This window comes from uncultured Roseibium sp., from assembly GCF_947494555.1.
In the GTDB taxonomy this organism is placed as follows: domain Bacteria; phylum Pseudomonadota; class Alphaproteobacteria; order Rhizobiales; family Stappiaceae; genus Roseibium.
Genome location: NZ_CANLVF010000005.1, coordinates 276,350 through 292,445, shown reverse-complemented (window position 1 = coordinate 292,445; position 16,096 = coordinate 276,350). Strand labels below are relative to the sequence as shown.

Here is a 16,096-nt window from a genome sequence, read left to right as displayed (position 1 = left end):
CGAAGGGCGGCTCCAAAATGACCGATGCGAACACAAGCGGCAGCGGGATGACCGAGGCCGTCGAACTCGAGAATTACCTCGGCCCATATGAAAACTGGAACTTCGGGATAGGTAATCCCTATACGTTCCCGGCATATCATACGGACAAACTCAAATATCTGACCGCTCTTGCAGAACATCCCAAGCCGGTGAAACCCGGCTTGCTGGAGAACATTGCTGAGCATGCAGGCCGTGGAACATGGATTCCGACACTTTGGGGCACCAAAGATGATGTTGCCTTGCGGTTCTGGCCGCTGGTCGTTGAAAATCCATCCGACGAGGGCATATCGCTGGACAGCCTGTCCTTGAACCTGACAGCGCCGACCCAAACTGATGAAGTTGGCAAAGCGCGTTTCAGAATGGCCTTTCCAGTCGAGGAAAAGGCTATGAACCGGTTGCAGAATAGAGTGCCAGGTGAGCCGGACTGGTCACCCGATCCGGAAGTTCCAACCGGTGCTTCACAGCCGAAGGCGATCAACGTTCTTGGTGTGATCGACGACGGAATTCCATTTGCGCACGGCAACTTCCGGGCAGCAGACGGAAAGCGCACACGGCTGGAATTTTGCTGGTTGCAGTCCGCTGAAAATCGGAGTGGTCGCCCGTCCGGTGTTTTGTTCGGACGGGAATTCACCAGGGATGCAATCGAAGGCCTTATCCGCAACTACGGTGATGACGAGGATGCACTTTATGCAGCCGCCGGCGCCGCCGAACCGCAGTTCGGTTCCAGTGCTGCGATCAATCGCCTCGTCACCCATGGTGCGCACATCATGGATGTGGCGGCAGGCCATGACCCCAATAAATCCGAAGCCCCACCAGAGGAAACGCGTCTGGTCGCAGTTCAGCTGCCGAATACCTATCCCTGGGATACGTCGAGTTTTGGCAAGTCCAGTTATCTGCTCGCTGCTGTGCATTATATCCTGGAGCGCGCCGAACGCATCGCAGCCGGGTATGGGGTTGAGGACATTCGTGTCACCATCAATTGCAGTTATGGGTTTTCAGGCGGCCGCCATGATGGCGAAAGCGAATTGGAAGCTGCAATCAATGAAGTTGTGGGCGAACGTCGCAATTTGGGGCGCCCGACTGCAATCGTACTTCCATCCGGGAATACCTTCCAGGATCGCCTTCACGGCGAGATTTCCGCCAAGGATCTTGAGGATGGCAGCTTTTCATTCAAATGGGTGACACAACCGAACGATCGGACCTCCAACTATCTGGAAATGTGGTTCCCGGCAGGTTTCGATCCGCAAAGCTGTTCCATAGGTCTTAAGTCGCCACTTGGAATGACCGAAACCTCAATGGATCTGACGCCGGACGGGTCGCATACCACGGGCGATCCGCGACGGTTCCAGGCGGTCAGGCTTGGTGGCCCGACAGGTGGCAAGGCAATCGGATTGATCAGCCTCGACAATCACCGCGGGACCGGCAGGTGGCGCGTTCTGCTTGCTTTGGCTCCGACGGAACCGGACGATGAGAACTTGCCGGCAGCACCGGGTGGCGTATGGACTGTGACATTGACACGTGGCAAGGCGGCACCATCCGATCACGGCGTGATAAATCTCTGGGTGCAGCGTGACGTCGATCTGGAAGCCTTTCGAAAGGGCAATCGCCAGAGCTATCTGAGAGACAAAAAATACAGGATCGCCGACGACAGTGGCGGGCCGGCACAGGAAGACATTGGCGGTAGCCACGTCCGTCGGTTCGGCTCGATGAACGGCATGGCAACCGGATCGGTAGCCCTCGTTGTTTCCGGTTGCAGACCGTCCGCCGAGACCGGCTGGGATGCAGATAAGCCAATTGCGTCCAACTACAGTTCGGCAGGCAAGGTCAGTCCCGACACCAGTGTCGGCAGCGTTGACTGCACCGCGATTTCAGACCGATCGAATATTGTTCCAGGCGTTGTCGCAGCAGGTACACGCAGCGGGTCCTATGCGTCCTTGCAGGGCACGAGTGTTGCTGCGCCCTTTGTCGCCAGGCGCTTATCGGAGGCGTTTGCTACCTGTTCCAGCGTAGACGTCAAGCAAGCTGAGAGCGAGAATTATCTGCCAATCCTGAAAAAGGTAGAGTTGGTGGGCCAGAGTGACGAGAATCGTGCTCGCCTGGGTAAATTTCTCGTAATTTGATAAAGTAAAATTCAAATCATTACTGAAAGGTCCGGTATTTTCCGGGCCTTTCTTTTTGTGAAGATTTTAATTCACGCTTTTCTCACGCGCGTGAAGCCAATGATTATTGTAAAACAAAATCAACACGGCGCAGTCAAAGGAAGCCCGCCAGGGATTTCAAAACCGCACCGGACCTGCCGGCCACCGGCAGTCACGAAGGAAAAGACAGTTCGCCCGGTCCCGGCCGCGCGGACAAAGGCGGAAAAGAGCCGGCAACCGGTTTCCGTTTCCGCCGCCAATCAGGAATACGGTCCAGTGGATTGCGAATTCCTGATGTGTGTCGACGCAAGCTTTGGAGGTAGTCATGTACGCCGATATCCTGGAAGCGACGGTCCTGAACAATACCCGATATGAAAAGGACCCGAACAGGTGTCTTGCTTATCATGTTCTCGACGACACGCGGGCGCCTCTTTCGCAAGAGCAGGTTGCCGTTGAATGGTCTGCGTCCGGAAAGGGTGACGATGCGCAAGCGATCCGGGTTCGCCGCTCACCGATGCGCGTTTGTGCCGGCGGCGATTCCTGGATTAACGTCGTAATCGAAGTGTCCAGATACCTTGGCTACAACAAGACCTTCTTCGATATACTCGAGGGATACTACCAGACCGCAAGTTCCGCGTGGCCGGGTCATTCCTTCGACGACATGATCAGCGAGAAGCCGTTCCGCGTTCACGTCGACACGGGTGTCTATGACTATCTGGTGTTTTCAGGCGGCGGTAATGAGGTTTTGGGCGGCGTTGCTCTTACGAAAATCCTGAAAGACCGGAGCGCTGCCCTGGGGTCCGATCAGCCGGAAGATTTCCTCCAGATGGACAGGTTGGAAGCAATCCTGGAGAAACTCAAAGATGGATACGTAGAAGTGGCCGAGTACCTGCGCAAGCGCGCGCCGCGCACGCAATTGCTCGTGCACGGATACGACTATCCGGTCGCGCAGAGCGATGGCCCCTGGTTCGGCCGGCCGTTCGTGAAACGCAATTTCCGCTTCGAGGCCGACAAGGAACTGATCACGGGCATCCTGCATTACCTGGTCGACCGTTTTTACGGGTTTCTGCAGGAAGTGGACGATCAGTATCCGAACGTAACCTTGGTGGATATCCGGAATGTCGTCAGGGGCCGTTGGACAGATGAGTTCCACCCGGATCTGGATGCATCCAAGGACATTGCAGGCTTTTATCGTAACGTGATCGATGGATATCCCATCGTCTAGCACCGGGTTTTGCGGGAAACCGCGTCATCCCTTTTTGCCGACTGGTTCATCTGAACCTGAAGCACCATACCTTTGAATTTAAATTGCTTTTTAGTTGTATTCGGTGGCGGGGATTTCCCCGCCACTTATTTTTGTTCCATTGATAAGGGTTCTGAAATCTTGTTTTCGTCCGATCCCAAACCGGTCAATTGAAGCATTGCACGGTCTGTCAGCAATCGCTGTCTTTGGATCCGGTCCGGGCTCTGAGTGCCTGCTTCCAATCGCAGTATCCGGTAGATAGATTTCGATCCACTGCCAAACAAATAAACTTCAGATTATCGCGCATCTGAGAGCATTTGAAAAATAATACCTAAGTTTGGAAAAAATAAATGAAAGCCTCCTGAAAATTAAAAGTTCGATTTTAATTTTAAAATTTGCTACTATCCCTGCGTAAATTAAAAAAAATTGAAACCTTTTGGGAGGTAGGGGAATAAAATACGTACTCTCAGGAGTATTGGCGGCCTTATTCTTGGTCACTCCACTTACGGAAGCGTCTGCTGTAACAATTTATGACGAGGGCATCAGCGGCGACCTTGATGCCATCGGCAGCACGAATGTCAATCTCGTCGCGGGCGTAAACACGATCCTCGGATCCATCAATGCAACACCACCTGCAGAGACCGACCGCATCAAATTCACGCAAGCCGCCGGTATGACGGTGCAGAGTATTGTTCTGTCCTTTTCCGGGGTGTTTGATGACTTCCAGATTGGTCAAAACATGACAGCGGCGTTGTTCAACGATCAGGCCAACCTCTTTGACGACAACGTCAACATGATCAACAGCGGCGCAAGCATTGCTGCTTCGTTTTTCGACAGCTTCGGCCCTGAAACGGGCCCGCTCATTCAAGATGCTGGCGGCGCCATCTGGGACTTTCAGCTCTCCGCGGGGCTCGTTTTTCCGGCGCAGCCCTGGACACTGACCATCACGACGACGCAGGAACCGATGGCGGTCATACCGCTTCCGGCCGGCTTCGGTCTGCTGCTGGCGGCTCTCGGTGGATTGGGACTTGTTCGCCGTTTCGGTAAGTAAATTGAGGCAGTTACGGTAGAAAGATCAGCGCTCGCTTGAGCGCTGATTTTGTTTGCGTATTGCCGCTCCAGCTCGTTTGCACCATGCTGACCTGTGTCCGGTTTCAGGCCGCGCTTTTATGACGACTACCTGCGCGATCCTCAAAGCAACAAGATCGCAATTTTCTCCAGCAATCCGAATGAGCCTGGGGGCGGCGCGTGAGCTGGACATCAAAGGTCGCCTAAGCCAGTAGGCAGGTCGTGAATGAGCGTATTTGCCTTAGGTGTAGTAAGCTTTCTCTCAATGGACAGGCCGTTGTTTCCCGCAAATGAAGACAGCCAATATGTCTGCTTTGTCGCAATGACGGTCGATTGCGGAGCCGTTCGAAAGTCTATTGTCATTCGAGTGAGGTGTTGATAGTTGCTGGTTCATACACGGGTCAGTAACTGCGACCTGCAATTCGGGGCTGACCGTCTGTGCCAATCATTCTGGAAGAAAATCTGCGCGGATTCCAAACGAGTGACACTGTTTGGGCGTCACTAATCTCTTTGACGCTCGTCAGCGCGCTTTGTTTCCTTTTTGAGCCGAGATGGGCAACCAACGATGATGTAGGCATGTCCATGATCGCACATGGCTACGGCGTCGCGGCATATGGTTCGCCGCAACTGGTGTTTTCAAATTTTCTGTGGGGTCACCTCGCCCGAACAATACCAACGATCAATGGCGTCCTGGGTTACTCGCTTGCGACCTTGGGTGTCCTCCTCCTTTTTGGTGCCGTTACAATTTCTGCGCTGCGCCAACTCGGATGGGGCTGGTTGCTCGCAACCATGGTCGCAATGGTCCTCCTGGTTCGCCCGGTACTGTTCCCACAATTTACGATCAATTCTGGATTGCTGACTGTGGGCGCGATTGTCTGTTGGCATCTTTATGCGCGTCTGGGAGACAGATGGACTTTCGCGTTCGGGTGTCTTCTTGCTTATTGCGGATTTCTTGTGCGCAGTGGGGAATTCATAATCGTATTGCTTATGTGTTTGCCGCTTCTGCCGTGGAAGCAGCTCTTTTCCGATCGGATTGCACAGGCCCTTGCGGTTGCGCTTGTCTTGGCGATAGGGGTCTCGGAACACTTTGATTCTCGTACCTATCAGCTGGACAACTGGATAGCGTTCAACGATCTGCAGCCTCCGCGTTCGGCAATCACTGACTTTGGTGCCGGTAAGTTACTCCAGGAAAATCCCGAAATACTGGCCCGGCACGGGTACACTGAAAATGACATTGGCCTGCTGCGTCATTGGTTTTTTGTCGACCGGAATATCGCAAACCCGGAAGCGTTGAATTCAATGCTCACTGACCTCGGACCCATTTCCCTTCAAAGCAACTCATTGAACAATGCACAGAAGGCCCTGAAAGCTTTTTTCCACCCGACAATTTTCCCTTTGCTGCTTGGAGCCATCGGACTGTTATGTGTGTTGCCGAACCGGAGGTTGCTTGCGGTCTGGGTGCTTTGCATCGCGGGCGTGGTCGCTATGGGTATAATCGGGCGACCTGGGGTGATACGGGTTTATCTGCCCCTTGTTTCATTTCTTTTTTTGGCGCCATTCCTGAGATACGGTCCAAGTTCATGGGCGCCGCGAGCGCATTTTTTGCACCGATTTGAATTCTGGCGCACCATTGCATCTCATCAGCACGTCAATACCTCATTGCAGCACATTACGATTTTGAGGTGCGTGAACGGCATCGTACTGGCTGTGTTGCTCCTCAACGCTTATGTGACTTTTTCAGATTCGAGAACGGCAGAAAAAAACGACGAGCAGGTTCGTCAGATCTTTGAAGACTTTCCAACCGGTCCCGTCGTGACACAAGGATCCACCTTTCCGTTTGAAACAATGTATCCAGTGTTGAAGCAATCAGATACTGCGTTGGCCTACGAGCTGTTCAGTCTGGGTTCTCAAACCTTTGCGCCGTATATGCGAACATATGTCGACGAGTTTGCAAGCGAGGGTTTTGCGGGCCGTCTGACGTCGGAAAATGGCGTTCCGGTATTTGCAAGACCGAGTTTCTTCGATGCTCTGACAGTCTATTGCGACGAACATTTCGATGGGACCTTAGAAACTCTCGACCAGCGTGATTTCGGCCGCGCACGCATTCTCGCGCAATTGAGGTGCACGCCCAGCACAGCTCAACAATAGGGTGGCGTTCAATGGCGGCTTTCCGCTCTCTCCATTTCGCGAACCGGATATGGCCTGAAAGCGTGCCCAAAAAAATCCAAGTGGTCCGAGCCAATGGTTGCGCGAATGAAACAGTCAAGATGCGTTCAACAAATGCAGGACGCTATCTGCGACTATGATATTGCACCGCATGCGTTAGAGTGCTTGAAGGCTAAGCAGACCCCTCCCTCGTCGACTGATCACCCCGTCGACGATCCATCCGAAAAAGTCGTTCCGCAATGAAAAAGATAGCCATCCTGCAGTCAAATTATATTCCCTGGAAAGGGTATTTCGACCTGATTGCTGCGGTCGACGAGTTCATTTTGTTTGACGACATGCAATACACGCGGCGCGATTGGAGAAACCGCAACCAGATCAAAGCCCCGCAGGGTTTGCAGTGGTTGACCATTCCGGTGCAGGTAAAGGGCAAGTACCATCAGAAGATTCTGGAAACGAAGATCGATGGAACAGATTGGCCAGAGGCTCACTGGCGGAATTTGGCTCAATGCTATCGTCGCGCGCCGCACTTTAAGGAAATATCCGAGTGGCTGGAACCGCTATACGCCGAGTGCACGGAAACCCATCTTTCGCCGCTTAACCGGCGGTTCATTGAAACGATCTGCGACTTCCTGGAAATCCGCACGGTGATTTCAAACTCGTGGGATTACACACTGATTGACGGCAAGACGGAGCGGCTTGCCGGACTGTGCGTCGGTGCGGGCGGAACCGAGTACATTTCCGGCCCATCTGCGAAAGACTACATAGACGAAAAAATCTTCCAGGAGAAGAATATCAAACTCACCTGGTTCGACTACACAGGCTATCCGGAATATCCGCAGCTCTGGGGAGAGTTTGCGCATAATGTCACAATCCTCGATCTCCTGTTCAACTGCGGAAAAGATGCGTCCAAGTACATGCGATACGTTTGAAGACGCTGTCAGGGTCTTTTTCCCGACAAGTCATTTCAGTTCGTAAAACTTCGCCGTGACCGGCAATTGTCAAGCTCGGCTTCATTCGGGTTCAGTTGCGCTTTCTTCGAGTGAAGCTAGATATCTCCTTTCAGGACGGCCAGACCAAATCCGGTTCGTCCATAACCGTCGCCATTATAGAGCATGTAGAAACGGTTATTGTGCGCGAATACATTGGGGTAACAGACCATGTCATGATCGAAGTTTCCCGGGGCGCCTGGAAGAAGGCCGGCAGTGAGATCGTCACGACGTTCCCATTCCACCAAGTCGGGGGAAGTGGCAAACCCGACCCGGTAGGTCTCGTGACTGGGACCGGCTCGAAAGCAATACCAAAGTCCGAAGTCTCCGCCCGGTAGTTTTTGGAGGCCGCGAGGGACAAAGGCATATTCGAGTTCGTTCTCAAATTTTACGACCGATCGCGGTGGCGACGACCAATCAAAGCCATCGCGAGAAGACCGCATCTTGATGTCATAGAAGTGCTTCGGCTTGTCACCGTCTTTTTCATGTTTCCAGTCAACGAAGGACGTATAAAACATGTGGTATTGGTCGTTGAACCTGTACACAAGCGGTCCGGTTGCGAACAAGGGGTCATATTTGTCCCGGCCCAGCACAGGCCCTTCAAATACTTTTTCAAATGTCCTGCCTGCGTCGGTGCTGCGGGCAACACCAATCGCGTTCTCGAATGGGACCTTCACGCCCAACGTCCATCCCGCATAGTAGAGCAGCCATTCGTTCCCGTTATTCACAACGGAAAATGGTGTGATCCCGTTGTCGTCAAACGTTCCTGTTCTGCCGAAATTCAGCAACGGCGAAGTTTCTATGTTCAGAATCTTCTGCGGGTTGTTGAGGTCGATGTCCAGGTAATACGGCTTTGCAATATTCTCAGACGATCTGGCCTCAAAAAACACTCGGTGAAGGTCGCCATCCAACTGGACCGCGAAAGGCATACGCGCATAGCTGATCATCTGCGCGCTGTTGTTGTCGGCACAGAAAATATGTCCCAGCTTATGCCATTTCTGATCAGACATCTTTTTCATGTTCCAACACTTTCTGAACAATTGTGTACGGGCGGTGACGGACCTCATCAAACAACTGCGCGACATATATTCCCAAGATTCCAAGCATGAGAATTATCAGGCCGCCAACGAGGTACAAGGACGCGATGACACTGGTCCACCCGGGCAGCGAGCTAATTCCAAGTAGACGCTGCATCACCAGGTAAACGGTGAAAGACAAACCGAAGATGAAAATAAAGAAACCAAAAACGGAAATTATGTTCAGCGGCACAGTGCTGAAATTCACAACGGAGTTTAACGCTTGTACCACTTTTCTCTTAAGTGTATAGGTCGTCGATCCCTTGTTGCCTTTCTTGATGGTTATTGCAACTTGCTTGTAGCCTGTGAGTACAACCAGGCCGCCCAGGAAAGGGCTTCTGTCGCGGTGCTCAACCAGAGAGGCTGTGAATTCCCTTGTCATCAGTTTGGCGATTAGCGCGTTGTGCGGGATCGTTACGCCGGCGATCAAATCCAGGATGTTGTAAAACAACGTTCCGCTAAAGCGTTCAATGAACCAGCCCTTGCGCGCGGGCTGAACTCCATAAACGATATCTGCTTCGCTGGTGTCCATCTCACGCCAAAAATCCAGCAGGCTTTCGGGAGGCTCTTCCAGGTCGACGTCAATGACGAATACCCGCTCACCGCGTGCATAGGACAAACCGGTGATAATCGCCTTGTGATGACCGAAATTTCGGGAGAGTTGCACGATGCGGATTTTCGACCCGTTTGCCTGCACTTGTTTGGCGGCTTCAAGACTTTGCCCCGGACAGCCGTCATCCACCAAAATGATCTCGTAATTGGATATGCCGAGATCCGCTATTGAAGCTTCGATTCTTCGCACAAAATCAGGGATAAAATCCTCAGATTTGTACATTGTCGCAACGATCGACAGATCAACCTCAGGCATCAAACCAACTCCAGAGTGAAAAAGTGAGGGGCGATCGTCACGATCGAGTGCGCTCTGACTGACGATGCATGGCCAGCGCCAAACCCGGTAAAACGAGGCAGGTGAGTGAATATCATTTTTGCGGCTTCAACTTGTGGCCTTAGATTGTCACCCGTCTGACGGACGGTGTCAGGCAGATTTTCAACCAGTGCCGCCTCTATTCTTGCGAAGTGGCCGCAAGTGGTTCCGCAATGCGTCAGATGACCAATGTTGTTCAAACGGATTGCTTGTGACCGGCAGCTATGTCGGTCGGGCAAGTATAGAGTTGTATTGATCATTTGAGCTACGGTGCAGGATCCAGGATTGCGTTTGACGGTATCCGATAACACAGTCAGATCAGGGTTTCTGCTGACGTGAACCGACTGGTTCGTTTCCCTACCGATACTTGATGCGGTTTTGTCACTAAGTTCGGCGGCATTAAGGCATTGACATCTGGGCGACGTGTAATTTCTCACTTCGAAAGTACATACATGGTTTCCCATCCGCCGACATACGGCCAAATTGCAAACTTCTTACGTTTGTGGAAAAAGAACTCGATGTTTGCAGGGAGTTTCATGCTGGCTGCAATCAAATAACGGTACCAGTTGGTCCGCCAGTCGATCTCCACAATTGATGGCGAAGAGTGGACAATATCCAGCTTTCCGCAAAAAACGTCAGGAACGCGGTTCCAAAAATCGACGCCCAGATCATGCATATGTGCCGGAAACGAAAAGTCTATTGCCGGTACAACTCTTTTTAAGGGAACTATGTAAGGCGTTCTGACATAAAAATGCCCTTCCGGCTTCAGCAAGCCAATCAGGTCGTTCATGGCAGTACGCAAGTCGATGACATGTTCCAACGACGCCGACGCAATGATGAGATCATATTTGCCGTCAACGGTATCCGTACTCTCATGTTTCGTGATCACGAAGCGGTCTGACCCAGCAGAAACCAAATCATCCCCGTAATCGATCACATCTATCTCTAACTTCTCCGGTCCATCCAAAAGGGACGAAAATGCAAGCGCCAACGCACCGTCCCCGCCGCCAAAATCCAGCAGTCTGAAAGTCTTGGAGTTTGATCCAACGCCAGGAAGAATATTGAAAATGTGTTTCGCAAATCTCTGAGGGTTTGAAAACGTGACGTTTAGCTCCTCTTCGTTGAAATCCGCGTAAAACTTCGAAAATACTTCATCATAATACTTGCGTAGATATTCCGGCTTGGCGTGATGTGATGTCGAAACAGCCTTGCAAACTGAACATTTCAAAAGAGATATTGTAGGGTTTGACTGAACTTCTCCGACGTTTTTCTTGGGAAGTTCGGACCCGCACGCCGGACATTTTTCGAATTTCATCAAGTCGTCGGAGTCAAGCTCGACCGATATTTTTTGCAATGATTGTTGAACTTTCATTATATCTGGACTCGCTTGCTTCAGCTGAAAATTTTTTAAGTTTCTACAAAAGGAACAAAGAGAAAAAAAGACCAAATGCGGGCCTAACGCGCGAATTTCGGCGTCGATGATTTCGCCTGGCCGTCCATTCGAATTCTGTTTGATTGTGCCTCAAATTCGTGTAGGTCGACCGGCAGGGTAGCCACTGGCCCAAGTTAAGAATGAAGCGTTTCCTCAGCTCCAAAAAACTGTTTCGGGTGCGTGAAAAGTGCAGAACGAGGTGCTCATTGACTTTAGCACGCCAAAAGTGTCTTTCATCGAAAAACCAGCACAAGCGCCCAGCATCGTTGGATTCTTCAGACCTATAGGCCATAACCATGGAAAAAAAAGTAGTTCTAGTCGGAAACGCCGTTACTGCAGAAGTTCTCTGTTCCTACCTTCAGATTGATGGGCGTTATCAGGTCTCTGGTCTTGTTGTGGACGACCAGTATGTCGACACCGGAACGATTTCAGACGTCAGAACACTTGGCTTGTCACATTTGGCCGAAGAATACCCACGCGATGAATATTCCCTCATCATGGCGATGGGCTACAACGATCTCAACCAGGCACGTGAAAGGTTGTTCAATAAGCTGATCGAATTGGGTTATGAGTTCGAAACCTATGTTCATCCAACCGCTTTTGTCGCTTCAGACGCAACCGTTGGTAAAGGCTCTGTGGTCCTTCCCGGCGCTGTCATCGAGCCACGTTCCAAAGTCGGTTCAAACACAATGGTCTGGAGTAACGTGACACTCGCCCACCACAGCACTGTTGGTGCAAATTGCTGGGTTGCCGCAGGCACAGTGGTATCTGGAAAAGCCGTTATTGAGCGCAACTCTTTCCTTGGCGTCGGTTCAATCATCGTGAATGAGGTTACTGTGGGTGAATTCAACATCATAGGTGCCGGGGCTCTTGTGTCACGTGACACAAAACCTCATTCGGTCCACCTGTCTCGATCAGCCGAACCCTTCCGTTTTTCGTCGGAAGATTATGTCAAGCATTTCGGAATTTAAAATGAACGCCAAACTTACAGAACTACTGGCCGAGGTTTTCGGACTGCGTCCGACTGAAATCCATGCAGAGCTTCAAAAAACCGATGTCGGCTCTTGGGACTCTCTGAAGCAGATGGATCTCGTTATGTCCCTGGAGCGGGCCTACGATATCGTGCTGGACCTCCCTGACATTCTGCGCATGACCTCGGTTGCGGAGATCGTTGCCGTTCTTGAAGACAAAGGAGTGTCTTTTGAAGACTGAAGGAGCGGTTGCGCTCGTCACCGGCGGTGCGCGCGGCCTCGGGCTGGAAATCGCACGGCACTTGTCAGGAGAGGGCGCAACGGTCGTTGTTGCAGACAGAAATGCCGAAGCGCTTACGGCACTTTCTCCATTACTTGAAGGTTGCGTGATGGACGTCACGGATCCCTCTCAGGTGAAGTCGCAGGTTGCCAAGATCATCGATAAGCACAAGCGTATCGATATACTGGTCAACAACGCTGGCGTTATTACAAGCGAACCTCTTGTCAATCTTACGAATCCTGACGGCATCATGCATGACTATGGTCGCTTCCGGGACTCTTTGACCGTTAATCTAGACTCTGTCTTTATCGTCACTTCAGCTGTGGTAGAACACATGGTCAAACTTCGTATCAGGGGAGCGATTGTGAATATCAGCTCAATCAGCGCCTGCGGCAACGAAGGCCAGACCGCCTATTCCGCGGCCAAGGCCGGCGTAAACGCAATGACGGTGACTTGGTCGAAAGAGCTTGGGCGCTGGGGTATCCGCTCAAACGCTGTTGCGCCGGGTTTCATAGGGACCGATTCCACACATTCTGCGGTCACTGAAACAGCAATAAAACATATCCGGGACAATACGCCGCTGCGCAGGCTCGGTGACGCCAGCGAAGTTGCCGCCGCAGTTCGCTCGCTAATAGAAAATGATTTTCTGAACGGTGTCGTGCTCGACGTTAATGGCGGGCTCAGGATCTGATGGCCACCAGTTTTGTTTTTGTCGGCAACAGACGTTTCGTGCTTGAGCGCATGATTGCCGAAGAGCTGAATGTTGCCCAGGTGTTCGCGGTCGCGGGGACCCATCTGGAACGTGACTTGCAGCACGGTATGATTTCAGGTGTGTCGGACTACTTCACTATCAGTAGCAAACGGGAGCTCCTCCAGCGCCTGGAGCAGAGCAGCTACGACGTTCTCGTTTCCAATGGCTGCCCCTATATCCTTCCTGTGAGCAAATTGCCGGCCGCGCACTATGTAAATATCCATCCGTCGTGCCTCCCTGACTTGCGGGGCGTTGATCCGGTGATCGGCTCCATACTGCACAAACGTGATGGCGGTGCCACGTGTCACGTCATGGATGCCGGCATTGATACCGGAGACATCATATCCAGCGTTCGCATTCCGTTTTCGTCTGATCTGGACGTTACGACACTCTATCAGCTGAGTTTCATTGCTGAGCAGGACGCCTTTTCACAAGCGCTTGTTCGAAACTTTGAACCCCAGCGAGCACAGCCCGATGATCCCGATGCAATTTACTACACCCGGAGCGCGGAGGATCAGAGAATTACCTTTCAAGAGGGCAATGATTTGATCCTTCAAAAGGTCAAGGCATTCAACAACCGTTCTCAAGGTTGCGCTTTCAATGTCAAGGGAACTCAGTTTCGCGTCTTTTCAGCACAGCGCATGCAAAATCCCTTTATCAACAAGGCGCTGGAGGGCTTCCCCGAATGCGTGGTTGGATTGAGTTACGAAAACGGCATTGTCTTTCGCAAGGACGGTGAAATCATAAGGTTCTTGGAGGTCCAGTCGGAAGGGGGAGAGATCATCGCCGTTGGTTCCAGCTTGTTGCAACCCTAGTTGGCTTCGACTAAACGTGACGAACAAGATCACTTGATGAGGTTCATTCAAAGTTTTTGACGAGACGTGCGATCTAACGCATACGTGACGCGCGTCCGGTAATTGCTCGAACCACCCTCCTGAAAGGGCGACACCAAACAGCGAATTTCTTCCGATTTACTGCCCGTTTGCCTTTCGGGGAACAGAGACTTCCGACAAATCGATATGACCGCCATTCCGCACCACTACAATCTAGGCAATCTCCTCGCCGTAACACTGAGCCGGCACTCCGCACGACCGGCACTGCGCTACGCTGAGAGTGATCACTCTTTTGGTGATCTGGGAACCTGGGCCGCCTCGCTTGCAACACTGCTTCTGAGCAAGGGTCTCCGCCGGGGGAACGTGATTGCCATTGGGCACGACAAACGCCCACTTTCATATGCCCTTATGCTTGCTTCACTTCGTCTTGGCATCGCTTATGTCAATTTCGACGTCTGTTCGCCAATTGCACGAACGAAGCGAATCCTCGAGGTAAGCGCGCCTTCCTTGCTGTTCTATGACGATGCGGCATATCGGGAAGAGATGACCGAGCTGGCAGAAGCGCAGGGCTGCGAGTTGATCTTGCTTGAGACGATAAGCCTGCCAGAGACCAGCGACGAAGACCTTAAGTGCCAGCAGGAATGCTGCCGGTTGGTGGATGGTTCGACCATCGCCTACATAATGTTTACTTCGGGTTCAACGGGAATACCAAAGGGCGTCGCGGTTACGCATGAGAACCTCTTGCACTTTATCGACTGGGGCAGGGAGTGTTTCGGCGTTACGGAAGAAGACAATTTTTCAAATCTCAGTCCGATGTATTTCGACAATTCGGTTTTCGATTTCTATGTGGGCCTCTTCAACGGCGCATCGCTCAGTCCGGTCCATCGGAGCCTGCTCACCAATCCGTATGACTTGGTCTCCTATGTCAGCGCGCGCAGCTGCACGATCTGGTTCTCGGTCCCTTCGGCCCTGATGTATCTCATGGCGGTGAAGGCGATTGGTCCTGGCGCACTTGAAAACCTGCGTGCCATCGTTTTCGGGGGAGAGGGATACCCCAAGGTGGAACTCAAGAAGCTCTATGACCGTTTCGAAAATCAGGCGCGTCTCGTGAATGTCTATGGGCCGACAGAGTGTACCTGCATCTGTAGCGCTCACACGCTGAGTGCGGTCGATTTTGAGGACATGGAAGGGCTTCCGACGCTTGGTCGCCTGAACAAGAATTTCGATTTTGTCATTATGGACGATGCCGGTGATGAAGTTGCAGAAGGCGAACTCTGTCTGATCGGGCCGAATGTGGCAGCCGGGTACTTCAATGATCTTGAGCGCACCAGCGCCGCCTTCCATACGCTCACTGATCCGACGCGCTTCATGAAACGGATGTACCGCACAGGCGACCTGGTGAGGGCGGTTGATGGACAGCTGCATTTCGTTGGCCGCAAGGACAATCAAATCAAGCACATGGGTTACCGGATCGAACTTGAAGAGATAGAAAACGCGCTCGTGAGGTTGGCTCAGGTTGATCAGGCTGCGGTCGTGTATCTGCGCAAGCAGGCAGCATTTGGCAAACTGATCGCGTATGTCGCATGTAAAAATAATGTAGAAGATGGCCAGCTTCTGAAAGAGCTTGGTCAGCTGGTGCCCGATTACATGGTGCCGCACCGTCTGCACATATTGCCGGAACTCCCGAAAAACGCCAACGGCAAGGTCGATCGGCAATCCCTGCACGCACTCTCGGAGCAGTAAAGTGACGCTGGATACGATCATCACAACGACAAGGCAAATGGTGCGGTACGGCGTAGTAGGCGCGCTTACCAATCTGTTGGGTTACCTGATTTATCTTCTCGTGACCTGGCTTTGGCTCGAGCCGAAGGTCGCTGTTGCGATAATGTATCCGATTGCGGCATTGACCGCTTATTTCGGTCACGCGAAATATACATTTGAATACAATGGGTATCAGACCCGCGGATTGTTTCGTTACTGCGTTTCTCACGCCGTCGGCTACGCCACGAGTTTGGGAATGCTGTATGTATTTTTTGACCTGCTGGGCTACCCGCACCAGCTGGTTCAGGCCGCGTCTATTTTCGTCGTGGCTGGCCTACTGTTTCTTCTATTTCGGTTTTACGTTTTTCGGGAAGTGCCAAAGCACTAAGAAATTGATCCTACCCGGCTCGTTTCGTGGGGCCGGCCG

At 52.1% G+C, this 16,096-nt stretch carries 14 protein-coding genes; 11 read left to right on the top strand and 3 right to left on the bottom strand.

Features of this window, described 5'->3' with window-relative positions; genetic code table 11:
- Positions 1–17: 17 nt before the first annotated feature.
- The 5 genes from Q0915_RS23750 (at position 18) to Q0915_RS23730 (ending at position 7,583) form a co-directional block, all read left to right on the top strand.
- Positions 18–2,159, top strand: a complete 2,142-nt coding sequence (locus tag Q0915_RS23750; protein ID WP_299479873.1) for a hypothetical protein — start codon at positions 18–20, stop codon at positions 2,157–2,159.
- Between the two features lie 343 nt (positions 2,160–2,502).
- Positions 2,503–3,402 carry a hypothetical protein gene (locus Q0915_RS23745; RefSeq protein ID WP_299479870.1) on the top strand — a complete coding sequence of 300 codons (900 nt, stop codon included), beginning with the start codon at positions 2,503–2,505 and terminating at the stop codon, positions 3,400–3,402.
- Positions 3,403–3,910: 508 nt separating this feature from the next.
- Positions 3,911–4,471, top strand: a complete 561-nt coding sequence (locus Q0915_RS23740; RefSeq protein WP_299479868.1) for a VPLPA-CTERM sorting domain-containing protein — start codon at positions 3,911–3,913, stop codon at positions 4,469–4,471.
- A 971-nt stretch (positions 4,472–5,442) separates the two neighbouring features.
- The gene (locus Q0915_RS23735; protein WP_299479865.1) at positions 5,443–6,636 is read left to right on the top strand and encodes a hypothetical protein; all 1,194 of its coding nucleotides are present in this window, start codon (positions 5,443–5,445) and stop codon (positions 6,634–6,636) included.
- Between the two features lie 257 nt (positions 6,637–6,893).
- Positions 6,894–7,583 carry a WbqC family protein gene (locus Q0915_RS23730; protein ID WP_299479862.1) on the top strand — a complete coding sequence of 230 codons (690 nt, stop codon included), beginning with the start codon at positions 6,894–6,896 and terminating at the stop codon, positions 7,581–7,583.
- 116 nt (positions 7,584–7,699) lie between these two features.
- On the opposite strand, the gene Q0915_RS23725 is transcribed toward Q0915_RS23730, so the two are convergent.
- From Q0915_RS23725 to Q0915_RS23715, 3 genes are all read right to left on the bottom strand, one after another.
- Entirely contained in the window at positions 7,700–8,650 is a 951-nt protein-coding gene (locus Q0915_RS23725) for a hypothetical protein (protein ID WP_299479859.1), read from the bottom strand.
- Entirely contained in the window at positions 8,643–9,584 is a 942-nt protein-coding gene (locus tag Q0915_RS23720; protein ID WP_299479856.1) for a glycosyltransferase family 2 protein, read from the bottom strand. The genes Q0915_RS23725 and Q0915_RS23720 overlap by 8 nt, the downstream gene beginning before the upstream one ends.
- Positions 9,585–10,074: 490 nt before the next feature.
- Positions 10,075–11,013: a methyltransferase domain-containing protein gene (locus Q0915_RS23715; RefSeq protein ID WP_299479853.1), complete on the bottom strand. Its 939-nt coding sequence runs from the start codon at positions 11,011–11,013 to the stop codon at positions 10,075–10,077.
- A gap of 356 nt (positions 11,014–11,369) precedes the next feature.
- On the opposite strand from Q0915_RS23715, the gene Q0915_RS23710 reads away from it, so the two are divergent.
- The 6 genes from Q0915_RS23710 to Q0915_RS23685 all read left to right on the top strand — a co-directional run bounded on the left by Q0915_RS23710 (position 11,370) and on the right by Q0915_RS23685 (position 16,057).
- On the top strand, positions 11,370–12,044 hold the full coding sequence (locus tag Q0915_RS23710; protein WP_299479850.1) for an acetyltransferase: 675 nt from the start codon (positions 11,370–11,372) through the stop codon (positions 12,042–12,044).
- A gap of 1 nt (position 12,045) precedes the next feature.
- Positions 12,046–12,285: an acyl carrier protein gene (locus Q0915_RS23705; RefSeq protein ID WP_299479847.1), complete on the top strand. Its 240-nt coding sequence runs from the start codon at positions 12,046–12,048 to the stop codon at positions 12,283–12,285.
- Positions 12,275–13,015, top strand: a complete 741-nt coding sequence (locus Q0915_RS23700) for an SDR family NAD(P)-dependent oxidoreductase (protein WP_299479844.1) — start codon at positions 12,275–12,277, stop codon at positions 13,013–13,015. Before Q0915_RS23705 ends, Q0915_RS23700 begins: the two co-directional genes overlap by 11 nt.
- Positions 13,015–13,890, top strand: coding sequence for a formyltransferase family protein (locus Q0915_RS23695; protein WP_299479841.1), 876 nt, complete (start codon positions 13,015–13,017; stop codon positions 13,888–13,890). The genes Q0915_RS23700 and Q0915_RS23695 overlap by 1 nt, the downstream gene beginning before the upstream one ends.
- A 204-nt stretch (positions 13,891–14,094) precedes the next feature.
- Entirely contained in the window at positions 14,095–15,651 is a 1,557-nt protein-coding gene (locus tag Q0915_RS23690) for an AMP-binding protein (protein ID WP_299479838.1), read from the top strand.
- Between the two features lies 1 nt (position 15,652).
- The gene (locus Q0915_RS23685) at positions 15,653–16,057 is read left to right on the top strand and encodes a GtrA family protein (RefSeq protein WP_299479836.1); all 405 of its coding nucleotides are present in this window, start codon (positions 15,653–15,655) and stop codon (positions 16,055–16,057) included.
- Positions 16,058–16,096: the final 39 nt, after the last annotated feature.